19 protein-coding genes and 2 pseudogenes are annotated in these 22454 nt (G+C 33.2%); 17 read left to right on the top strand and 4 right to left on the bottom strand.

All coding sequences use genetic code 11. The features are described 5' to 3' along the window. Positions 1-115: 115 nt before the first annotated feature. The 10 genes and pseudogenes from BKP45_RS15305 (at position 116) to BKP45_RS15265 (ending at position 10752) form a co-directional block, all read left to right on the top strand. On the top strand, positions 116-1237 hold the full coding sequence (locus BKP45_RS15305) for a cytochrome D1 domain-containing protein (protein WP_071390567.1): 1122 nt from the start codon (positions 116-118) through the stop codon (positions 1235-1237). Positions 1238-1572: 335 nt separating this feature from the next. Next, on the top strand, positions 1573-2310 hold the full coding sequence (locus BKP45_RS15300) for an urease accessory protein UreH domain-containing protein (protein ID WP_071390566.1): 738 nt from the start codon (positions 1573-1575) through the stop codon (positions 2308-2310). A 290-nt stretch (positions 2311-2600) separates the two neighbouring features. Further along, positions 2601-3830, top strand: coding sequence for an ArsR family transcriptional regulator (locus tag BKP45_RS15295; RefSeq protein ID WP_071390596.1), 1230 nt, complete (start codon positions 2601-2603; stop codon positions 3828-3830). 196 nt (positions 3831-4026) lie between these two features. Then, positions 4027-4530, top strand: a complete 504-nt coding sequence (locus tag BKP45_RS15290) for a hypothetical protein (RefSeq protein ID WP_071390565.1) — start codon at positions 4027-4029, stop codon at positions 4528-4530. Between the two features lie 19 nt (positions 4531-4549). Next, positions 4550-6004, top strand: coding sequence for a YncE family protein (locus tag BKP45_RS15285; RefSeq protein WP_071390564.1), 1455 nt, complete (start codon positions 4550-4552; stop codon positions 6002-6004). 892 nt (positions 6005-6896) lie between these two features. Next, positions 6897-7481 carry a hypothetical protein gene (locus BKP45_RS15280; protein WP_071390563.1) on the top strand — a complete coding sequence of 195 codons (585 nt, stop codon included), beginning with the start codon at positions 6897-6899 and terminating at the stop codon, positions 7479-7481. A 337-nt stretch (positions 7482-7818) separates the two neighbouring features. After that, positions 7819-8141 (top strand): annotated as a pseudogene (locus tag BKP45_RS21725) (RNA-guided endonuclease TnpB family protein); the annotation flags it as partial. Between the two features lie 199 nt (positions 8142-8340). After that, complete coding sequence (locus BKP45_RS15275) at positions 8341-8880, top strand: hypothetical protein (RefSeq protein ID WP_071390562.1); 540 nt, start codon at positions 8341-8343, stop codon at positions 8878-8880. Between the two features lie 539 nt (positions 8881-9419). After that, positions 9420-9995, top strand: a complete 576-nt coding sequence (locus tag BKP45_RS15270; RefSeq protein ID WP_169824140.1) for an RNA polymerase sigma factor — start codon at positions 9420-9422, stop codon at positions 9993-9995. 1 nt (position 9996) lies between these two features. Beyond that, positions 9997-10752, top strand: a complete 756-nt coding sequence (locus tag BKP45_RS15265) for a DUF4367 domain-containing protein (RefSeq protein ID WP_071390561.1) — start codon at positions 9997-9999, stop codon at positions 10750-10752. 38 nt (positions 10753-10790) lie between these two features. Here BKP45_RS15265 and BKP45_RS15260 read toward each other — a convergent pair whose 3' ends face one another. Further along, complete coding sequence (locus BKP45_RS15260; protein WP_071390560.1) at positions 10791-11294, bottom strand: hypothetical protein; 504 nt, start codon at positions 11292-11294, stop codon at positions 10791-10793. Positions 11295-11766: 472 nt separating this feature from the next. Here BKP45_RS15260 and BKP45_RS15255 point away from each other — a divergent pair. From BKP45_RS15255 to BKP45_RS15235, 6 genes and pseudogenes are all read left to right on the top strand, one after another. Further along, positions 11767-13132: pseudogene (locus BKP45_RS15255) on the top strand (transposase). A 582-nt stretch (positions 13133-13714) separates the two neighbouring features. Beyond that, positions 13715-14170, top strand: coding sequence for a hypothetical protein (locus BKP45_RS15250; RefSeq protein ID WP_071390559.1), 456 nt, complete (start codon positions 13715-13717; stop codon positions 14168-14170). Positions 14171-14228: 58 nt separating this feature from the next. After that, positions 14229-15164, top strand: a complete 936-nt coding sequence (locus BKP45_RS15245; protein ID WP_071390558.1) for a hypothetical protein — start codon at positions 14229-14231, stop codon at positions 15162-15164. A 763-nt stretch (positions 15165-15927) separates the two neighbouring features. Beyond that, positions 15928-16098: a hypothetical protein gene (locus BKP45_RS22665; protein WP_169824139.1), complete on the top strand. Its 171-nt coding sequence runs from the start codon at positions 15928-15930 to the stop codon at positions 16096-16098. 340 nt (positions 16099-16438) lie between these two features. After that, positions 16439-16606 carry a CPBP family glutamic-type intramembrane protease gene (locus tag BKP45_RS23590; protein WP_211272980.1) on the top strand — a complete coding sequence of 56 codons (168 nt, stop codon included), beginning with the start codon at positions 16439-16441 and terminating at the stop codon, positions 16604-16606. Further along, the gene (locus BKP45_RS15235) at positions 16539-16742 is read left to right on the top strand and encodes a hypothetical protein (protein WP_071390556.1); all 204 of its coding nucleotides are present in this window, start codon (positions 16539-16541) and stop codon (positions 16740-16742) included. The genes BKP45_RS23590 and BKP45_RS15235 overlap by 68 nt, the downstream gene beginning before the upstream one ends. Positions 16743-17183: 441 nt before the next feature. Here BKP45_RS15235 and BKP45_RS15230 read toward each other — a convergent pair whose 3' ends face one another. From BKP45_RS15230 to BKP45_RS15220, 3 genes are read right to left on the bottom strand one after another with little or no spacing between them, the layout of a single operon-like run. Beyond that, complete coding sequence (locus BKP45_RS15230; RefSeq protein ID WP_071390555.1) at positions 17184-17825, bottom strand: ABC-2 transporter permease; 642 nt, start codon at positions 17823-17825, stop codon at positions 17184-17186. After that, on the bottom strand, positions 17806-18687 hold the full coding sequence (locus tag BKP45_RS15225; protein ID WP_071390554.1) for an ABC transporter ATP-binding protein: 882 nt from the start codon (positions 18685-18687) through the stop codon (positions 17806-17808). The genes BKP45_RS15230 and BKP45_RS15225 overlap by 20 nt, the downstream gene beginning before the upstream one ends. Further along, on the bottom strand, positions 18684-19064 hold the full coding sequence (locus tag BKP45_RS15220; protein ID WP_071390553.1) for a GntR family transcriptional regulator: 381 nt from the start codon (positions 19062-19064) through the stop codon (positions 18684-18686). The genes BKP45_RS15225 and BKP45_RS15220 overlap by 4 nt, the downstream gene beginning before the upstream one ends. 863 nt (positions 19065-19927) lie before the next feature. Here BKP45_RS15220 and BKP45_RS15215 point away from each other — a divergent pair. Continuing rightward, positions 19928-22387 carry a heavy metal translocating P-type ATPase gene (locus BKP45_RS15215; RefSeq protein WP_139193854.1) on the top strand — a complete coding sequence of 820 codons (2460 nt, stop codon included), beginning with the start codon at positions 19928-19930 and terminating at the stop codon, positions 22385-22387. Positions 22388-22454 lie beyond the last annotated feature (67 nt).

Raw genomic sequence — 22454 nt, 5'->3', positions numbered from 1 at the left:
CTTGAATGGTTTTTGACATTCAATTCAAGGTTTATTCTCCTAGTGACCTTTCTCACATCGAAATGAATCTCCTGTTTTTATAATGAAAGCATACACATAAAGGGGGAGATTAAACATGAAAACATCATTTAGGTGGTATGCTGCTATAGCAGTTTTTACAATGGTCCTATTATTAGCAGCATGTGGGGACCAAAAGGAAAGTGAAGTAGTAGAGGCAGAAAATATGGGGGAAGAAATTTCAGGGGAAACAGAATCAAACCAAGTAGTTGAAGATGTTGTAGAAGAAGATTATATTGTTGTGGTTGCAAATGAGAAAGATGAAACTCTAGCAGTAATTAAATATCCAGAACAAACACAAGAAATTATTGAATTAGAAGGACAAGCACATAATCTTGAAGTAAATGTTGACACTGAATTAGTTTGGGTGACAATCAATCCACCTCATGGTCATGATGATGAAGAAGATGGACATAGCCATGGTCACAGTCATGACGAGGAAGGCGTTGAGAAAGTCGTTGCTTATGACCTCAATACATTAGAAAAAGTAGAAGAATATGAAGTTGGTAATCATCCTGCCCACGTAACAATTACAAAGGATGGAAACATCGTAGTTGTAACAAATTCTGGGGATGATACGATTACGATTATCAACCGATCTACCGAGGAGTTAACTACAGTAGCAGTAGGTGAATATCCACATGGTGCTCGTATTTCACCAGATCAACAATTTGTTTACATTGCAAATATGCAAAGTGCAGACATGAGTATTGTTGATCTTACATTAAAGGAAGAAGTAAACCGTATTGATGTAGGTAATGGTGCTGTTCAAACTGGTTTTTCTCATGATGGAAAATATGCGTTTGTTGGTTTGCATGTAGATAATCAGTTAGCTGTTGTTGATGTTGAAACACAAGAATTAGTTGAGAAAATTGACGTTGGCGTAGGGCCAGTACAAATGTACGCAAGCTATGATGACCGTTATGTGATCGTCGCTAACCAAGGTAGTGAGGAAGCTCCATCTGACACGATTTCGATTATTAGCCTTGAAACGCTTGAGATTGTTAAAGAATTACAGGTAGGTCAAGGGGCTCATGGTATTGTTATCTCTAAAGATAGCCGCTATGCGTTTATTACGAACATGTTTGAAGATACAGTTTCAGTCGTCGACCTTGACACGTTAGAAGAAACTGCTCGTATCGACGTTGGATACTTCCCGAATGGCATCTCTATAAACTAGTAAAATAAAAGGTATCTCATAAGTTTGTGAGATGCCTTTCCCTATTAAAAAGGTGTTCAATTTATCCCACTCTTAAGGGGCAGTAAGACCCCCACCTCAAAATGTAAGAAAATCGGAAAGTTTAGGTGGGGGATTAACTGCCCCTAAAGGTCCGATAAGTTAAACTAACAATCAGTGGGGGATGAAGGAAAACCCCCACTGATTGAAGTTCAGCTTTATTTTTGTGGTAAAATAATAACTTCTTACTTCGTTCTTATTTTCTTCAAAGTTTCTTTATACTTTTCACGTATTCTATTAAATAAGAAGTTATTTTATAAAAAGTAGGTGGGGAAGCTGTGTATCAATTTCTTCAACAAGTTAGTCATTTTTTCAGTGAACCATTCATGAGTGCAGCTTATGGAACAGAACATATCCCGATCCTATCCGCGTTGTTATTAGGAATCGTAGGAGCATTGGCACCTTGTCAATTTACTGGAAACTTAAGTGCGATTACGTTGTTTGGAAATCAATCATTACAAAAAAAAGCTGCTTGGGGCGAAACCATAGCGTTTATTTTAGGAAAAATCGTTGCTTTCTCTGGTCTAGGATTTGTTGTTTGGATGTTAGGTACTGAGTTTCAACAAAGTTTAATTACGTACTTTCCATGGATTAGAAAGCTATTAGGTCCATTATTAATTATCATTGGTCTATACTTAGCTGGTTTGTTTACAATGCGTTGGACACTTTCGTTATGGAAGAGTAAATCAGAAAAGAGTGGGAAGATCGGTTCCTTCCTATTAGGATTAAGTTTCTCCTTAGGTTTTTGTCCAACGATGTTTATTTTATTTTTTATCGTATTAATGCCAATGGCGTTAGCAGTTCCTTATGGAGCTGTCATTCCAAGTATTTTTGCCTTAGGTACATCGATTCCTTTAATTATCTCCGTCTTCCTAATTTGGTACTTCGGTTTGAGTGGAACGTTTATGAAGAAAGGGAAAAAGATTGGTTGGGTCGTACAACGTACAGCTGGAATCATCATTATATTAATTGGAATACTAGATACCATCACGTATTGGGAATTAACAGTCTTTTAATAAAGGCTGTTTTTTTCTTTGCTTAGAAATTAAATGTTATTGGATGAAGGATGTTTCTAATCACATTTAGACTTATGTAGTTCCATTTAGGTATTTATGAAATTCACTCAGATAAAACTATTTAAGGGATCCATTTCATAATCGCATTCACCTAACGACACTAAAGTACATAGGGAGCGTCGAAAAGCCCTTGTCCAAAAGTTTGTTACATTTTCTTCAAACTTTCTTCATAATCGTTAATTATAATAATGATAACTTAATAATGAACAGGAGGAAGTAATTTGTTTAAAATGAAAAGAATTCTAGTTTTATTTTTATTAGTGTTAATGGTTAGTATCGTAGCAGCCTGTGCTAACGGAAATGAGCAAGAACAAAATGTTGTAGATCCGGAAGCAACTACAGAAGAAACACAAGGTAATGAACAAGAAGTTTCAAAAGGTGGTTTGTTACACCTAAATACAAAAAATGTGACAAGATTAAATTCTGATGATCCGCTTAAAGTTTCGGTATTAACGTCGCAGACGATTTGGCCTGCCACTCATGAGGCGAACCAGCCTGGAACCATTATGTTAGCTCCGTTAGAAAATTGGCAATTATCACTTGCAAGTTTGAATTTGGTTCATCACCCAAACGATGGTCCATTATTGTTTACAAATGAGGGAACGATCTCTGATTTGATTTTAAATGAGATTGAACGATTAAACCCTAAAGGTAATGTTGATGGGACACAAATTATGGTTTTAGGTCAATTAAATGAAGGTGAACTAGACAAAATAAGCGAGTATGAAGTGGTGCAAATCGACGAAGAAGATCCAGCGGCATTTGCTTATGAAATAGATGACATTTATTCACAATTAATTAACGATGTGCCAGAAGGTGTCATTATTGGTTCATTAGATGCCCAAGCAAAACCTTATTCCATTATTGCTGGTAGTTGGATTACTCATATGAATGAGTCACTACTATTTGTTTCAGAAACAGAAATTCCAACTGAGACAATTGCAGCTTTAGAAAAAAGAGATGGAAATGCCTCAATCTATGTTGTTGGTCCTGAAACAATTATTTCTAATGATGTAGTTAATCAATTAAGTGAGTATGGAGAGGTCACTCGTATAGATGGAGAAACACCCGCTCAAGTTTCTATTGAATTTGCGAAATTTAAAGACCAAACGACTAATTTCGGTTGGGGAATCACAAGTCCTGGTCACGGAATTGTAATGGTTCCAACGCAAGTTCCTGAATTAGCGATTACGGCAGCCCCATTTGCTCATTTAGGGAAACATGCTCCAATGGTCTGGTTAGAAGATGGGGATTTCACAGGGGAAATGCACGAGTATTTAGAAATGCTTAAACCAACATTTGGACATGATCCAACAGAAGGTCCATACAACCATGCATATTTAATCGGAAATGAAGCCCTTGTTTCGTTTACAACACAAGGATATATTGACGAAATGCTTGAAATTGTTCCTGCCGATGGCGGTGGCCATGGAGATCATGGCGCCCATGGGGGACACTAAAAGATGAGATTCCAAACTCCTACACAACGTACTGTTGGGTGGGAGTTTTTTTGTAGCCAAGGACTTTTAAAGATATTTCATAGTTTCTTTATGGAATCTTCATAAGTTTCGTGCATTGTTAATAATGAAAAGTTTCCTTACAGGTAATTTCATAACCTACTAAAAAAACTTAAAACCTGTTGAAAAGAGGGGTCAAATGAAAAAAATAGTAATAGCTGGTAGTATTGTTGTTTTTATTGTTTTAGTTGTGCTTATTTCTTCCTTTTTTATGGACGACGATCGTCTAACCCATGCTGGTCATATTCCTGATAATATTGGTGCTTATTATTTAACAAATAAAGTAGAAGGGGAAGAGGCCAAGCAAATCATGAATCAGCTTCATGAAAAAGAAGTTGAGCTAAATGAAGCATATGCACTAGAATACCAAACGCGACAGGGGGCGTACGCGATTGTTTGGATTTCTGAATCAAGCGAAGATGGAGTACCTTTAAGCTTATTTGAGAATATGAAAACGATCATAGAGACAAGTGACATCTATTCTAGTCATAGTGAAACGATGGTCAGTGGTAAACCTGTGCAATATGCTTTTGGAATGGAGAGAGATCATTACTATTTTGTTAATGACGACCGTTTTATTTTCGTAGCGACATTTGAGGAAACAAGAGAACGGTTTATTACAAATGCTATAAAAATATTTTAATTTGAAAGGAGAAGTTAAATTGTTTAAAAAACAACGTCCAATCATGGTAATCGTAGCAATCCTATTTATAGGTGTTGTCACACTCTTTTTTATCAATAATAACAAGTCACTGAGTGCCCCTGTTTTTTATGTAGCTAATGCAGGCGATGGTACGATATCTGAAATTGATTTACAAAAAAACACCCCAGTAAATTCAATCGAATTAAATGTGGAGCAACTATCACACGGGATTGCGATTTCACCTGACGAAACCGTCGTTTATTACGGAACGGGCTTTTCAGGGAAAAGCTTACACGCACTCGATGTGACAACGAAAGAAGTAATAAACGAAATTGAATTCGACGAAGGTATTCATGGAATTGATATTCATCCATCTGGAAAGTATTTATACGTTACATTAATGGGTGGTCTAGGTGAGGAAGGTGGGGTACTTGCGGTTATTGATACGAATACATTTGAAGAAGCAGCGTTGATCACAACCGACGATGGGCCTGCTCATGTAAGTGTTTCTGCTAATGGATCACAAATTTGGGTGGCTAATGTAAACGGAAACTCCGTAAGTGCGGTTGATGCTTATACGTACCAAGTATTAGCAACAATTCCTGTTGGTGAGGTCCCAAATGAAGTTGCTTTAAGTCCAAACTTAGATTATGCGTTTGTTGCGAATGTGAGGTCAAACAGTGTAACAGTTATTGATATGGTAACGTTTGAGGTTGTTACCGAAATCGAAGCAGGTGAAGGGGTACATGGTGTTACTGTTTCATCTGATGGAAAGCAAGTTTGGACAGCGAATAACCATTCGAATGATGTTTCGGTCATCGATATAGAGACATTCTCATTGATGACGACAATTGAAACAGGTTCTTATGCTAATCATATTTCATTTTCACCAAGTGGAGACTTAGCATTTGTTACCCATCGTGAAGCCAACAATATCGTCGTAATCAGTACAAAAGATTTTAAGATCTTAAAAGAATTAGAGATAGGTAAAGAGCCACATGAAATGACTTTAAAAGGAATGGAGTTACGCTCTGATAGTAACAATATGATTAATTTGAGTAATCCTTGGCTTGAAAATTATACAGTTGAAAAAGAGGTTTATGTAGAAGGAGTAGAAGTGAAAGCTCAACTTTTATCCCCATTTGCTGAAGAGGATATCCTCTTTGTTGTTAGTAATATAGAGAGTGATCCATTTCAATATTTTGCAGTGAAAATTGACATGACGACTCATTCTGGGGATTTAACTTCTGTTCCATTTGAAGAGATGGTTTATTTAACCAACAACGAAGGAGACGAAGTGAAAGTAGATCAGTGGATCGTAATTAGTAACGACTCCCATCACCCACAATTTTTAGCATTATTTGATAAGACCGTTGATAAATTACCGATTATAAAAAATGAAGATACACAATTAGCCATTAAGTTTCGGTCATTTTTAGAAATAGAGGATTTAGTTTTATGGTTTAATGAATGATAGCAAAGAATTTTTTTCGTACTATTAATCCAATCTATTCCCTAATAATATTGTAAACAAAAATGAGGGTCTTCCTAGTTTAGGAATAGGCTCTCATTTTTTTGTTGTTTTTGAGGAACTGTTACAAATCTATAAACGTATTGTTTTTAGTAGTAAATTTAAGGAATAAAATAATGATAGAAATCTTGTAAACTACTTTTGAACTAAATTCCTAACATTCTATCCACTTTCCATTATTAGCACCCTACCTCTAAACATATCAATTAATCACAATTGTACTAATATTTGTTTTTGCTAAAGTACTTCCACCTATATTTACGGTTCATTTCGATTATTCCATATATTTGTATCTTCATTTCTGGAACTTATTCTTTTTATAAGCGTCTTATATTTGACGTCTCAGAATTCTTTCTAAAATTAAATTTAATATTTATGGTGAAAGGGGGGAGATTTTGTATGTTTTTTACTTATATTTTAATAAGCAAAAAGAAATTAGCTTTTGGCTTCATATAATTAGGTAGTTCTGATATTTATACATCTAAACCATATATATATAGTTTATGAGTTTATTTGGCAAAACTTGTATTTTAGCCATATGTTTTTATTCTATCAAATTAAAAAAATAACCTAATTAATATTGGCTGATTTTAGTAAGCCGGTTATTAATTAAACTTTTTAGATTCTTACCCGAGGGGTTATTCTATTTTAATTTTAAAATAGAATAATATATCTTTAAACTGTTAATTAAATAATTTTAATGTTAGTACTCAAACTCATGAAAAAGCATGGAGTAAATGGGATGATAATGCAGAGAGATTTTGAAAATAAAGACAAGCGTTTAGAATTAAACGCTTGTCTTAAAAAAATAAATTAAAAAGGATTTTGTTATTCTATGAAAAACAAGTTTATAATAATTATAATATTATTATTGATATTATCTAGCTGTTCTTATAAGTCTAATGAGGAAACTTCAAATGAAGCATTATTAAACGATATTTTTAGAAATACTTATTCTATTTCATTATTTAGTTTTGGGCAAATTGTACAAAAACTTTCTAACGTAAAAAATTCTGACGATATTTATATTGTAAAAGGAATGATAGAGCTGTATAACACACAAAACCTGAGAGCAATTCCACTTTTATTAATAAATAATTTAGTTAATGTTGGGCTATATGATAATACTTTTGAGATTGAATTAGGGTTATTATACCAAGAGAAAATAGAATTTTTAAATTTAATTAATAAGTTGCTAAATTCTAACGATAATATTAATTTTTTGGACAAATATCAATTGGAAATTAAAAAAATTTATGAAGCCGAAAGAAATTTAAATGATAATAGATTTACAAAATTTAAAACTAACCCTGAAATTTATTATGATTATATTAACGAATTAAAGAAATTACATTTAATGCTGCAAAACCTAAATGAACATTTGTTAAAATTGATATACAGCGACACAGAGTTACCTTAATTTTACATTAGAACCCTTGATACATATAGGTTTGTTTTTATGCAAGGTAACTTTTTGTGTAGATGCTGTAACTTATTATTAAACTGAGTTTGTACAAAGATCTTATTTTTTTGTACAAACTTTTTTGTCCTTGTACACTTTGAACATATAACCTAAAGAGTAGGCTTCTACTTATAAGTGTCATCTTTGCGTGAAATAAAAGCAAATTTCGACATAAAGAAAGTCGAGTTTTCCTACGCTTTGGAATCACCGACTTTTATTTTTATCTTTTTCCGACAGAAGACAGGAATTAGCAATAAAACGAAGATGTAAACTAGATGAAGCTAAGAACTATCAAAAGCAAAAGCGTAAAGTCGCAAAGATCCATGAAAAAATCACGAATACACGAATGGATTACTTGCAAAAAATTTCGACTGAAATCATCAAAAACCACGATGTAATCGGCATTGAAGATTTGCAAGTGTCAAATATGCTAAAAACCACAAGTTAGCCAAAGTGATTAGCGAAGCATCTTGGTCACAATTTAGAGCGATGCTTGAATATAAAGCGAATTGGTATGGCAAAGAAGTAGTTGTTGTATCTAAAACATTTGCTTCGAGTCAACTGTGTTCGTGCTGTGGCTATCAAAATAAAGACGTTAAGAATCTTAACCTTCGTGAGAAAACATTTTAAAAGAGAGAAAATTGTAAAAAAAATGCGATTTTTGGGAACTGTTACGTATCTATAAACGTCTTGTCTTTGTAGTAATAAATTTTAAGGGGGATAGATAAAAATCCTAGATTTAAAAAGTATTTGAAGGGATGTTAATACATGAAAAAAAGCGTTATATCTAGCATTTAATATTTTGGGGATAGTTGGAATGATTGGACTAGCCTTTCTTTTATTTACGGAAGCTAATGTTTTTAGTAATCAAACTGAACCTTCAATCGAGGATAAAACATATCAAGATGTAGGTGGTGTTACCTCTGATCAAAATAAAGAAAAAAGGCCAGTAAAAATAAATTTACCTTCAGTATCTGCAATGCCAGATGGGCTAAATATTGATAATGTAATCTCAATAGGATATGAAATAAGTGAAAATGCCCCAAAAGAAATTGGTAGATTGAATGAAAACGATACGTTTGAAGGGGACTTTGTAAAAACAAGATACCGTTCTAATGATCCGGATGTCTTAGTTGATTTATATGTTACTCAAAGCCCTGGAAGTATGTTACCACCTTGGAAAGTTGAATGGGAAAAAAGTAAAATAAATGGGGTAACTGTGTATTTTGAATCTTTTGATTTGAAAAATACTCCAATAAGGTATTATTTTATGTATGAGGAGAGTATGTATAATGTTGGCGGTACAAATATAAGTAAAGAGGAATTAAGAAGCGTAGTTTCGTCTATTTTAGATTAGTTATATAACGGTAAGAGCTTAAAATGAGATCTTATAGTATGGATTATTTACAAAATATTATCGGCTTAATTATAAACTTCTTTTCGTTCAATGAGGTTTAAAAGTATTTACTAGATAGGATATAGGAGAATCGAAAAGCGTTAGACTTTCGTTTTCGACTTATCGTAGACGATGTGCAGGAAGCTTTCGAGTCGCTAGGCGCTGGAGCTAGACAGTTTTCAAGTTAGAAATTTATAAATTCTGATACTGTAAGAAAAGACGACTTTACTATCCAATAATTTGGATATAAGTCGTCTTTTCATTTGGAACAATGTTCGACTTAAAAGAAGGGGATCACAGTATTATAGTCTAATGGGAATTACTAAAATTAATGACATCAATTAAAATTGTACAATTAAAACTTTAGTACTATATAGAAGTACCTAATAATAAAGGATAGAATTATAGTAACTGTTAGTTTATGGTATATTATAATGATATTTCTATTTTCTAAATTTATGTTAAATTTAGTTGGTATTCTGTAAAGGAGAGACAAGATTTTGTTAACTAAGCTCTTTGAAAAGTTTGGAATAAAGAAAAATAACAATGAATATTTAGAGCGGATCATATTTAAAAACAATTATCATCGACTGTATAGACTTGCATACTCAATAATAAAAGATCGACATACCGCTCATGATATTGTTCAGGAAACGTTTATGAAAGCTTTTGAAAAATTACATACTCTTAAGGATGAAGAGAAATTTGAGTCCTGGCTTGCAGTTATTTGCTCGAGGAAAGCAAAAGATTACCTGAGAAAAACAAAAAGATGGAACGATATTGCAGTTGAAAACGTCTTTATTGATGAAGCGATTTCTAAAAATGAACAAACTTCCTATGTAGAAACTGTGATAGAACGTAAGCATTTAAAAAAGGTTATACAAGAGGAAATTTTATTATTAAAGCCGGAGTTTCAGGAAGTTCTGTTACTAAAATACGAATATGACTTAAAAGATCAAGAGATTTCTAAAGCTTTAAATATAAATATCGGAACGGTTAAAACACGGCTTCATCGAGCAAAGAAAAAGTTAAAAGAGGCTATAAAAGATAAAGAAGAGATAAAGGAGGGGATATAGTATGACAAGAAAGAAGTTACATGACTTGGATGAATTAATTCAAGAAAGTATACGAGAAGAGATAGATCATACACCACAACCACCAATATCAACATCAAAAGCATGGGAACAATTACAACAACGTAGAAACATGAAGAAAAAATTAAAGAATAATCATAACAAATTAATTTATATTGCAGCAGCAGCTTTTATTTTAATAACACTATCGTTTGCAGCACCCAAAAGTGGTTCAGCATTTTTTAACTTCACAGAATTTTTTCATCGTATACAAGATTCTGTCGTTCAATTGTTTATTAAAGTAGAAGATACAAATGATGATTTAAATGCTCCTTCGTTCGAAGGATATGAGATTATTGATCAAGACTTATTCATAGACACTATAAGTCTTGAGGAAGCGAAAGAAGTCACGAGTTTTCAAATAATAATACCTTCTTATTTACCGGAAAATTATATTCTAAAAGATGTTACAGTTTTGAGGCTTGGTGATCAGAAAAGTGATGATATCATTTTGAATTATCAGTTAAATGATATAGAGTTTAAAATTAATATAAAATATACTGGTGGTAATTTCGGCTTTGGATCTACCTTTTCGGAAAAAGATACAACCATAGAAGATGTAATGATAAAAAATCATCCTGCAACGCTCATTCTCAGCAATCACGAAAATACCTTAATTTGGACAAATCAAGATTTCTTTTTCTCAATAGAGGGTAATCTTCTACGAGAAGAAATGATTAAAATAGCAGAGTCAATGTAACAGAGGAGTGAAGTCTTATTAAGACTTCACTCCTTCTTTTATTCAACAAAAATATAAGATGAAAATGATTGCGATTGTTCTATCATTCCACTTTGAGATAACCAATGGGTTGCTTTTGTTCGGTAATAATAACCTCCTGGAGCAATTACATTTCTGGAACCAGACACACTTGAGGAATAGTAATTTTTATACTCTCCAATATTTATAACGTCTACCCACCTTCCATTCATAGCATCCCACCGTTGTAGATACAAATGTACCACAATAGTATTCACACTTGCCTTAGCAGAAGTGCTGCCATTTACATTTACCGTACCATTATTATTGTTAGAAATAAAAGAATATCCTTTATTCAAGAATAAGTATGATTGTGTAAATACATTAAATTCTCCTTCAATACTCTCTTGATCTTCTAATTTAGGTTCTCCAATGGTAGGCGGCGGTACTTGATCACTCCCTTGAGCTGATGTCTCTTGGGCTAGAACTGTTGCAGGTAATATAAATGGAAATAAAAGTAACCCTATTTTAAATACTAATTTCATTTATAAAACTCCCTTTCTACTAACTTTAAATATAAAGACGCTTTAAAAAAATAAAAGTTCCAAAATGAAAGTTAATACTTTTAATAAAGTTGTTTTAAAAAGGGTAAGCCTTGAATTATATGGATAAAGTTAAATTTTAATCAACTTTATTAGCAATTTTTAAGGTCCTCTTCTTTTATGATCGAAATTAAAAAACTTATTTTTGTTGGATCTTAATCTAAACGATATTATATAGGTTTGACATTGCAAAATTAAACAACTTTATTTTTATTGCACATGTTCATCTATACCCTAATCAATTCATTATTTGTATTCCTTATCAAGTTTATAAAATTAAAATTTAATTGAATGAATTTCATAAATCTGATCCTTACTGGCCCAAGGGTTTTAAAGCATGAAAAAAGGAGTACCTCCCAAAATGTCGAATCAAGTAAGTGACTAGCAAACTAATTCGAATGGGAGGAAGCCCCTTATGTCTATTGTACGACAAGAGAGCCTTTTTAGCATGCAAATTTTATTTGATTTAGAACCTACCCATCGTTACGATGAGATTTTTTCGGCGATTGATATCAATCCCTATCCTTACTATTGTGGCAAAAAAGTCTAATTTAGGTAGGCCTGTCGAGTTGAATTACCCTGCAATGGTTCAAGCACTCGTGGTAAGACTTGTTGAAAGAATTTCTGAAATCCAACTCCTAGTTGAACGTTTGAACACGGATCTAAAGTTTAAGGTTGATTGTGGATTTCTAGTTTCTGATCCAGTCCCTTCTAAAGCATCTTTTTCGAGAATGATTACTAAGATTAAAGATACAAACGTTCTCGAAGACATAAACTCTCAGATTATACTTGATGCAATCAATGAAGAGTTTATTGGCGATGCTAATATAGCTATTGACTCTGGGCATTTTGAAGCAAAAGATCAAGCACCTTCAAAAAAAGAAGAGAAACCAAAAGCTCTACCAAAGAAACGTGGGCGTAAATCAAAAGCAGAACGTGACCAATGGTTAAAAGAGAAGGAAGCAAAAGAAGCCTCTTTGCCTATTTTTGAAAAGAAAATAGAAGACCAACTAGATGTATCTTACGACGAACTTCATGATCAAATGCCCCTCGATCCTACATGGGGTGTGAAGAAAAACAGTGAAGGGAAAAATGCGTATTGGTATGGTTATAAAGGTCATTTAGCCGTTGAAACCAAAACTAAATTTATTCTTCAATCAATGATTTCTTCAGGTAACCTTAACGATGGAAAAGCAGCAATTCCCTTATTAAAAGGAATAGAGAAATACTATCCGAAACTTCGAATAATCTTTGTCATGATGGATGCAGGTTATGATTATGATGCCATCTATGAACAGATTCATCGAATGAAAGGGTATTCCATTATTGCTTACAACAAAAAGAATGAATCAGAACCAATAGGCTTTGATGAGAATTTCGCTCCAACCTGTGTAAGAGAGCATTCCTACCGATACGATAGCTATGATAAAAAGTATCAAACGTTAAAATATACTCGTCCGAAAGAGTGTATAGATTGCCCTCTAGCTAAGGATTCATTATGCCAAAAGGTCTACAAGATCAGAATAGAGTCGGATTTACGTCGTTACAGTGCACCGGCACGTGGTTCAATCGCCTGGAAAGAACGCTTTAAGGAGCGCAGCTCTGTTGAACGAGTTATTGGATACCTAAAAGAATTCTTTCAGTTGAATAATGTAAGGTACCGAACAGGAAAACGAGCAAAAATCCATTTGAACTTAGTGACTCTTGTTTATAACGGCATGAAATTAGCAAGCTTAAGATTAGCACGTAAACAATCTACAACCAATTCATTAGCAGCTTAATTTTTTTAAATCGATTTAACTTTTATTCTGGAAGTGTCAGCTTTTAAAAAAAAGTGAATTATGAAATTGGTTCAATTAATAAATATTTTAATAGAAAGGTATGTTTTTTATGGAAAATTATGAACGACCTTATATCAGTAAACGGAGTTCTAACAATACACACAGAAAAGAAGTATGGATTTTAAAGAACGAAAACAAATATTGCTATTTACTACACGATTTGATTGCCAAATACGTATTAAAAAAAGTTCCCAATAAATAATTTTTTTGGGAACTTTTTTTAATACGCTATCGTCTAGTAAGCATAAGCCTTTTAGTATTTAAATGTCACCTTATTCTGGCCAGAATAAGGTGACATTTTAAATAAAGTGGAATTTTCAGTCCTTTAATTCAATTATGTAAAAGATCACCTACTTTTAGTAAGTATTATTACAGTTATCTTTTAACAGAAACGGTTAGAGAGATTTTACTTATGTCTCATAAAGAATCTATTAATAGTTTATGAGATAAAAGTAAGAAGAAAATTTTTTGTGAAACTAAAGTTTAATCTATAAAATTTAAAAAAAGGAGAGGAAATGTATTATGAAGAAAAAATTAGGAGCGATGGTATGTATAATGGTGTTATTTACACCTTTATATGGTGTATCAGCAGATGTAGGGGAAGAGGATTCTATTCTAATAAATGAAGACATAGTTACCTCTGTAATGGAATCTGAAGATGGAAGTATAGGAATTATGTCAGCTGGAACACGTACATCATCTACAAAGACTTATGGTGGAATGTTTAGCTCTTACTATGCAATTTCACGAAATGAAGCAACTTATGTGCAAGACTACATGCATGTTAGGGGGCGAATTTTTGATAGTAATGGTGGAATGATATTCAGCGATTATGATGATCAAACACATACAAGAGAAGTTAGTCTGAAATACGATCATGGTGGTAATTATTATAGAAATTATTATGCGGTAGGAAATCACTTCTATCAAAGAAGTGGATATATAGATACTAGACATGAAACAAAATCTTATTGGTAAATTAAAAATAAGGCGTATCAAATTGAATACGCCTTATTTTTAAATAGGGAGGTACAACTTGAAAAAGTTAGTTAGTCTAATATCTTTAGTATGTATTATAATTTTTATTTATTGGCTTACTGCATTACTAAATACTGAACCAGTTATAAAAAATAATCAACAGGAAGACGCGTACACTGTCGATTTTTTTCTAACACATGATGATGGGGCACCGATAAAGTTTGCTAGTCCTTTAGAATTAAATGATAAAGAAGAAGTTATATTTCAAATAAACTTAAACCACAACATTTCAGAGACTAGAAATTATGCATTGGTAATTCTAGAAGATTATATCCAAAGGGATTTTTTGGTTGAAGATAATGAAGAGTTGATGAATGTTTTTATTTTTAAAGCAGATAAAAATTCATCAAATCAATTTTTAATAACCAAAACAATTTCTCCTGAAACAAGAGAATTATCCGTTTTGGTTATTAAAAAGCCAAATTATGTCTTAAAAGAATTTGACCTTACAAGAGCTGTTGTTCTTGAAGAAATTTTCAGTTCGAGACACCCTATTTTACAAGAGAGAGTTATTATTGATGATGCCCCCTTGTACAATCCAGAACCAGATTTTATAAAAACTGATAAAAACCCTTTAGGATTATTGTTTCTTAGTAGTGAATTAGACAGGTTGCAAACTACATTAGTTTCGAAAATACACCAAAAACTATATTTGTCGGTCGCAAATAACAGTCGTCTTGAACAACTTGATTTTGTCCTAATCGGCTTAAAAGATTGGGAACAATATGAATTTATTAATGGAGAAAAAGTACTTTATACAAATTTTCTATCAGAAAGGCAAAGAAAAATTTACGAAATAGAAACTCCTAATGTTGAAAAGGATACAAATATTCAATTCATCGCATTCCCATTACCATTACCTTTTAAACCAGACAATGAGCAGCACCTTTCGTATCAAGCGATTGGTACTTTTAGATTAGCGGTTGAACCTTAAAATATAATAAAATTGTACTCATTTTTTCGAAAAAAGTATTATCTATTATTAACCGATTTCTACTTTAATTTAAAAATTTTTATAAAGGAATGTTTACTTATGAAATATTTACTATATGGTATTGTTATCATAGTTTCAGTAATATTTATTTTGAATTCTATTGATATTAATGGACTAAGTATCATTATTACCTTGATTGAATGGGCAACTCGTTTTATTTTGCCTTGGATAACATTGTATTGGTTTGTACAATTTATAAAAAAGTTAAAAACAATTAATGACTAACTATAAGAAATTCCAGTGAATTTAAATGTTAGAAAAACTAAGGATAAAGAAGTATATATTAATGGAAAGAAACTATCCGAAGAAGAACTATACCAAACTATCACCTTGAAGAAATAAACAAACACCGATGGTCACATACTATAGGATAAGTTGTAAAAATAATTAATATTTTAAAACAAAGTTTGATAAAAAGGACATAATATTTTGGTCTAAACTCTTATTTTATAAGGGTTTAGCCAACGTTTTTTACAAGGTAAGAAAGTATAAAGTTTCTAACTTAGAAACTGTCTAGCTTCAGCGCCCTATCGACTAGACAGCTTCCTTCGTCTCGTCTACGATAAGTCGAGAACGAAAGTCTAACGACTTTCGACTCTCCTATATCTCACTCGACTCAGTCCAGCTTATTACGTCGATGACCAAGGGCGCTTGCGCTTTTCTTATCAGGCTTTTTTATAAAGCTACAATAGGAGGGATTATTATGATTTGGAATTTTATGAGTGTAGTTACTCTATTGGCTCAAATAACAGGTGTGTATTTAATTATTTTATCCTTATGGGAATTAAGAGTAGGGAAAAACAAAAAAAAGTACACATTGCTAATGGGAACTGGTTTGTTCCTCTATTTGTTTTTACCTATTATACTTTATTGAGTGAAAAAGTCTAATATGAGAAATGGCGGCCACATCCGCTATATTCACTTGTGCGTTTACAGCGGATGTAATTGTACGGCGATAGAAAAGTTGCTTACATAAATTTACGTTAGCCTTTTTGATACATAATAATTTAACAAGGTATTCTTATTTTTATGGTAAAGTTACAATGGGATAAAGTTCATAAAAAGGGAATACAAGTGAGAAAAATAATTAAATTTTTACTCTTTTCATTATTAGTAATTGTTTTCTTAAATGGGTGTAATTCAAATCCTATTTTGTAGTTTTAAATCTCACCCTTTTAAAAAATGATATCAATTTTCAAATAGGGTTTGACGAATTGCTTAATACTATTCTATTAGTTGGAATTATTGAGGAAATTGTATTTAGGGGTTTTTTATTAAGAAAACTTATAAATACATTTATTATATGGAGGACTTATGCAAACTTTGATAGTCATATCAGCGATGTTCTTAATGCCTATTTTTTCATTTGTTTTTTTACGTAGCTTATTTTTAGTTATAAAGTTTATTAAAGAAGAAAATGAACAAAAAAGAGATAATGCGATTATTACAACTTGTTTCTTCTTTGCGCTGATAATGTGGACATTTAGTAGTTCAATTTTAATGATAGGAAACTGGTAATTATTGCACTAACAGGTGATAGCCGAATAAAGGTTATCCCTTTTTCTTTGTCGAAGTAAATGGCAGAAGAATTGAATAATCAAAAATGAGCAACGTCTATGCAACGTTGCTTTAGTTATGAAGGTATTTTGATAGATTTCCAGTCCAAGTTTATGACTTGGTAGCACTTATATACGATAGTTTTACTCTTTTCAAGTCACTTTACTTAGCTAATCTGTGTCGTTTTCGATTCCTTTACAAAGAAAAAGCAGAAGTCATAAACCCTGGGGCTATCTATTCAAAAGTGGTAACTTTGATTTCTCAAGTTTACTATTTTCTATGATTTCTATAAAACTTATATCCAAAATATACAAAGGGAAATAATACAAAAAGTATTACTATTGGTGTTGGTAAAGTTGGCATACTCTCTTTCCTCCTTTTTTGATAATATTTCTTTAACAGTTATAATAAATCTTTTTTTGAATAAATCTTAATGGATACAATCAAGGAGATACAAAGAATAGCGATAACAGCCACAATTAGTATCAAACATTTACCTAACATAGACATTGTAAATAGTTCACTAAAATCGAGTCTGATATCTACGTTTGATAGTGCCGGCAAGATAAATGGTGTTGCTACAATAACAATTGAGAAGAAATACTTTGTTCTTTCATAACCTAATTTATACTGTATGGGTGTATATACGCCAAATAAAATTGTCGAAATCAGCAGAGCAGTAAGTATGCTTAACAGGGTAAGATATTCAACTTTAGGCACGAACAGTGCTAATACGGTATATGCTACATAGCAGTAGGCAAAAATCAAAAGAAGAAAAGCATATCTTGCCTTTATAAGCATGCTACGAGGATATGGCGTACCACATAGTAACGCGGTAGCTTTAGGGTATTTCATTTCTGCCATCGATACATACTGATAGAGCATAAATTTTGCAAAAATCACTGAAATTAGAAAGGCATTAAAACCTAAAAATTCAGGAATGCGAGCCATAATAAATAGTGGGATCGCAATTACTGCAAGCAACGTAAATAGTAAGTATTTCTTGACAAGGAGAATATCCTTTTTAACGAGATGTAATAACATTATTTTTTGCCTCCTTTTCTATGTATCCAAGCATAATATCTTCAATTGTAGGTCTTTCAATCAGAATGTCGTGCATGTTTTTTTGAACCTTCGACAATTGATTGGTGATACCCGAAAAACCAAATTCTGTTTCTTCAATATTCAAGAACAAGTTTCTGGTTTCATCAGTCAAATCCTTTATATCGCCTTTTACCAAACGGTGAGTGTCAATCAGCATATCCTTTTCTTCCTCAAATAAAATCCTGCCATTGTTGATGAGAATTAACATATCTGCAACTTTATCTAAATCAGAAGTGATATGCGTCGAAAAGAAAACCCCCTTACCTCCTTGTTTCATATAATCTTTCAAGATTTCCATAAGCTGACTTCGGATTAAGGGGTCTAATCCACTTGTAGGTTCATCCATTATCAGTAAGTCTGCCTGATGAGAAAGTGCTAAAGTCAATGAATATTTCATACGCATCCCCTTTGATAAGGTGGCAATCTTTTGGCGTGGGTTTAGGGAAAATCGTTCCATAAAGGTTTTGTAATCTTGTTCACTCCATCTTGAATATGCAGGGGAAATAATGCTTGTCATTTCTGCCATTGACAATTCATCATAAAAGCCTCCATCATCCAAAACAATTCCGATACGATCCTTTAATTCCTGTTCATATTTGTTCATATCCTTTCCAAAGAATTTAATAGTGCCTGATGCTCTTGTTACAAGTCCAAGTATTGTCCGTATTGTGGTTGTTTTCCCTGCTCCATTGATACCAATAAACCCTGTAATGCAATCCTCATCTAAGGAAAAGCTAACATCAGTAAGAGAAAAGTCTCTATAAGATTTATTTAGCCCTGTTACTTCTAAAATGCTACTCATTGTCCATCCTCCTCATATAGAATATTCATCATTTCATTTAACTCTTCTTTAGTAATTTTCAATGTCTTTGCGGTTTGAATTAACTCTTGCATTATTTGCTCAACAAGATGGCGTTTAGAGTCTCGAATCAGCTCAAGATTGCCGGAAGATACAAAAGTACCAATGCCCACTTGACTTGTAATAAACCCTTCTTCTTCTAATTCATCGTAAACGCGACGAATAGTAAGAACACTTACCTTTAAGTCATGGGCAAAATTTCGAATAGATGGGAGAGGATCCCCCTCACTAATCTCACCTTTGAAAATAGCATCTTTTATTTGGTCTTTGATTTGCTGGTACAGAGGTTTATCGGATATGTTTGAAATCAATATCTTCATATAATTATTTAGCCTACCTTAAAATTATAGTGTGTATGTTTATGATACACACTATATACTTAAAATACTTCTCTGTCAATGTGAACTAATGCACTTTATGGGTGCGTTAGTGTAGGAAGAATTAATTGATTTTAAGACTGAGATTTTCCGCAATCGGGCGCGATTGCGGAACAAGAGGTACGTGAACGATTCGAAAAATGAACCGCCGTATATGAAAATATTTCCATTTATAAATAAAAACCCTCGGCTAAACCAGAGCGATTATCCAATAAGAATTGTCGCTTTGAGCAGAATACTTGAAGAAGGAATTTCTAGCTTCTTTATCCCACACTTAAGGGGTAGTAAAACCCACACTGATTGAAGTTTAGCTTTATAAATATAGATTGCTCTTTGTCAAGTAATACACTTAAACGATGGGGTGAGATAATTGAACAAGGGGTAAGTTATATAAAAATAGTATTACTTGGCAGAGTATGTCAGTAGGCTTTGTCATGTTCTTTAATATCATCATTAAGGATATCTATGAATTTCAGCATTAACACCTTTAGGTAGTGTTATTTACTCTTTTTTTCGTAAAATTATTTTCCTATCTTTGACTTCACCTTGTACATCATCACCTTGCACTATCCCAACTTGTCTAAGTAGTTGTGTAGGAAGATTTATTCTAAAACTATTTCTAATAATGAAATTTTTGCTTCATGTAATAAAAACTTCATCATTTCTTGATAAAGATCATTTATAATAATAACTATACCTGTGGGTGGTATAGATTTTCCTTAATGTTAAAAACTTTATTTATCATTGGGAAAATTAGTATAAGTAGAAATACCCTAATTTGTCTTATAGGAGGGCTAGTAGTGAATATAGAAACAGTTGAATTTACCGTACGTGGGATGTCTTGTGCATCTTGTGTCAATCGCGTTGAAAAAGCGATTAAAAAAATTGAAGGAATTGATTCGGTAAGTGTTAACTTAGCGACCAATCAGGCACAAGTAAAGTATGATCCAGCGCAAGTCAAAAATGGTCAAATAGTAGAGGCAATCAATAAATTGGGCTTTGAGGCAAGTGTTAAATCAGATGAAAAACGTCCAATAAAATTCCTTTACTCAGTGAAAGGGATGTCTTGTGCTTCATGTGTGGGTCGTGTTGAAAAAGTCCTTTCAAAAGTTGAGGGAGTAGAGAAGGTGACGGTCAACTTAGCTTCTCATCAAGCTCAGGTCGAAGTAACCAATAAAAACTTTCCATCTGAACGAATTATTGATGCGATCACGAAACTAGGATATGACGCAGCATTACTTGATGAAGTAAAAGAAGAGAGTGCTGATGATGAGCACGAAAAGGAATCAAATAAATTAAAGAAAGACTTTACTTTTAGTGCTGTAGTAACGAGTATTGTGTTAATCGGTAGTATCCCTCACATGATGGAAGGGTGGGGAGCTTGGGTTCCATTATGGTTGTCTAGCCCTATCTTGTTATTACTATTAACCTCATATGTTCAGCTTGTTCCAGGTTGGCGTTTTTATCGTAATAGCTACAAAATATTAAAAAATAAGTCTGCGGATATGAATGTGTTAGTGGCGATGGGGACCACGTCAGCATGGGTATATAGTGGTGCGATGACGTTGTTTCCTGAGCAGTTATCGTCGATGGGCTTTCCATACCAGCTTTACTATGACGTAACAACGGTTATTACAACGCTAATTTTACTAGGACGTTATTTTGAAGCGAAAGCAAAAGGAAAAACGTCGACGGCAATTAAAAAATTAATGAACTTACAAGCAAAGACAGCGAAAGTAATAAGAGATAACCAAGAATTAGAGCTACCGATTGAAGAGGTACTTGTTGGAGATCTCATTATTGTCAAACCAGGTGAAAGAGTACCTGTTGATGGTGTTGTTGTAAAAGGGAAATCTTCAGTCGACGAATCGATGCTGACAGGTGAATCAATCCCCGTTGAAAAAACGGTGGGTGATGAAGTAATCGGTGCGACCATTAATAAATCTGGTTCCTTTACGTTCCGTGCAACGAAAGTCGGAAAAGAGACGGCTCTTGCTCAAATTATTCGTATGGTAAATGAAGCACAAGGATCCAAGGCACCGATTCAACGTATCGTTGATGTCATTTCTGCTTATTTCGTTCCAGCTGTATTAATTCTAGCAACGATTTCAGCAATCGTATGGTATTTTATTGGACCTGAACCAGCCTTAATTTTCTCATTAACGACATTCATAGCCGTATTAATTATCGCTTGTCCATGTGCACTGGGATTAGCGACACCGACAGCTATTATGGTAGGGACGGAAAAAGGTGCAGAGAATGGCGTGTTAATTAAAGATGCTGCAAGTTTGGAAAAGGCTCATAAGACAAAAACGGTTGTATTAGATAAAACGGGAACGATTACTGAAGGAAAACCAAAAGTAACTGATTTGATCGTCACATCTACAATTACTAAAGAAGAACTTTTGACAATAACAGCATCTGTTGAGACAGCTTCTGAGCATCCACTAGGAGAAGCAATTGTTCAAGAAGCAAAAGAAAGAAAGCTACCATTAGTTGAGCCTGAAGAATTCCAAGCGATTGTCGGTCATGGAATTGAAGCAACCGTTGAAGGTAAGAAAGTGTTTGTTGGCAATTTAAAATTAATGAAAGAGAAATCGATTGAATTAAATGGATCGATAAAATTTGCTGAAAAACTAGCCGGAGAAGGAAAAACACCTATGTATGTCGCAATGGAAGATACATGCATTGGCGTTGTTGCTGTTAGTGATCCAGTGAAAAAAGACTCGGTAAAAGCTATTGAAGAAATGAAAAAGATGGGCTTAGAAGTTGTGATGATTACAGGCGATCACTACAAGACGGCACAAGCCATTGCTCGTGAAACAGGTGTCGATCGCTTTATTGCCGAAGTATTACCAGAAGATAAAGCAAAAGAAGTCAAACTTCTTCAAGAAGAAGGAAAAGTAGTTGCGATGGTTGGCGATGGAATTAATGATGCACCGGCATTAGCGCAAGCAGATGTAGGGATTGCAATCGGGACAGGTACCGATATTGCGATGGAAACAGCTAATATTACATTAATGCGCGGTGATATCATGAGTGTTGTTACTGCACTAAAATTGTCTAAAGCAACGATGCGAATGATTTGGCAAAATCTTGGTTGGGCATTTGGCTATAACATTGTCTTAATCCCGGTTGCTGCCGGAATGCTATATCCATTATTTGGTATATTATTAAACCCAATGCTAGCAGGAGCAGCAATGGCGTTTAGCTCAGTATCCGTTGTACTCAATACGTTACGATTGCGTAAATTTAAGACGATATAAACTAGTGAATGTTAAAATTCCATTAAGAGTAACAGCAAACTAATTTTAAGTTTAAACTTAGAGTATT

It is taken from the genome of Anaerobacillus alkalidiazotrophicus (assembly GCF_001866055.1).
Note: the sequence above shows the minus strand (reverse complement) of the source record. Positions and strands in the feature narration are given on the sequence as shown.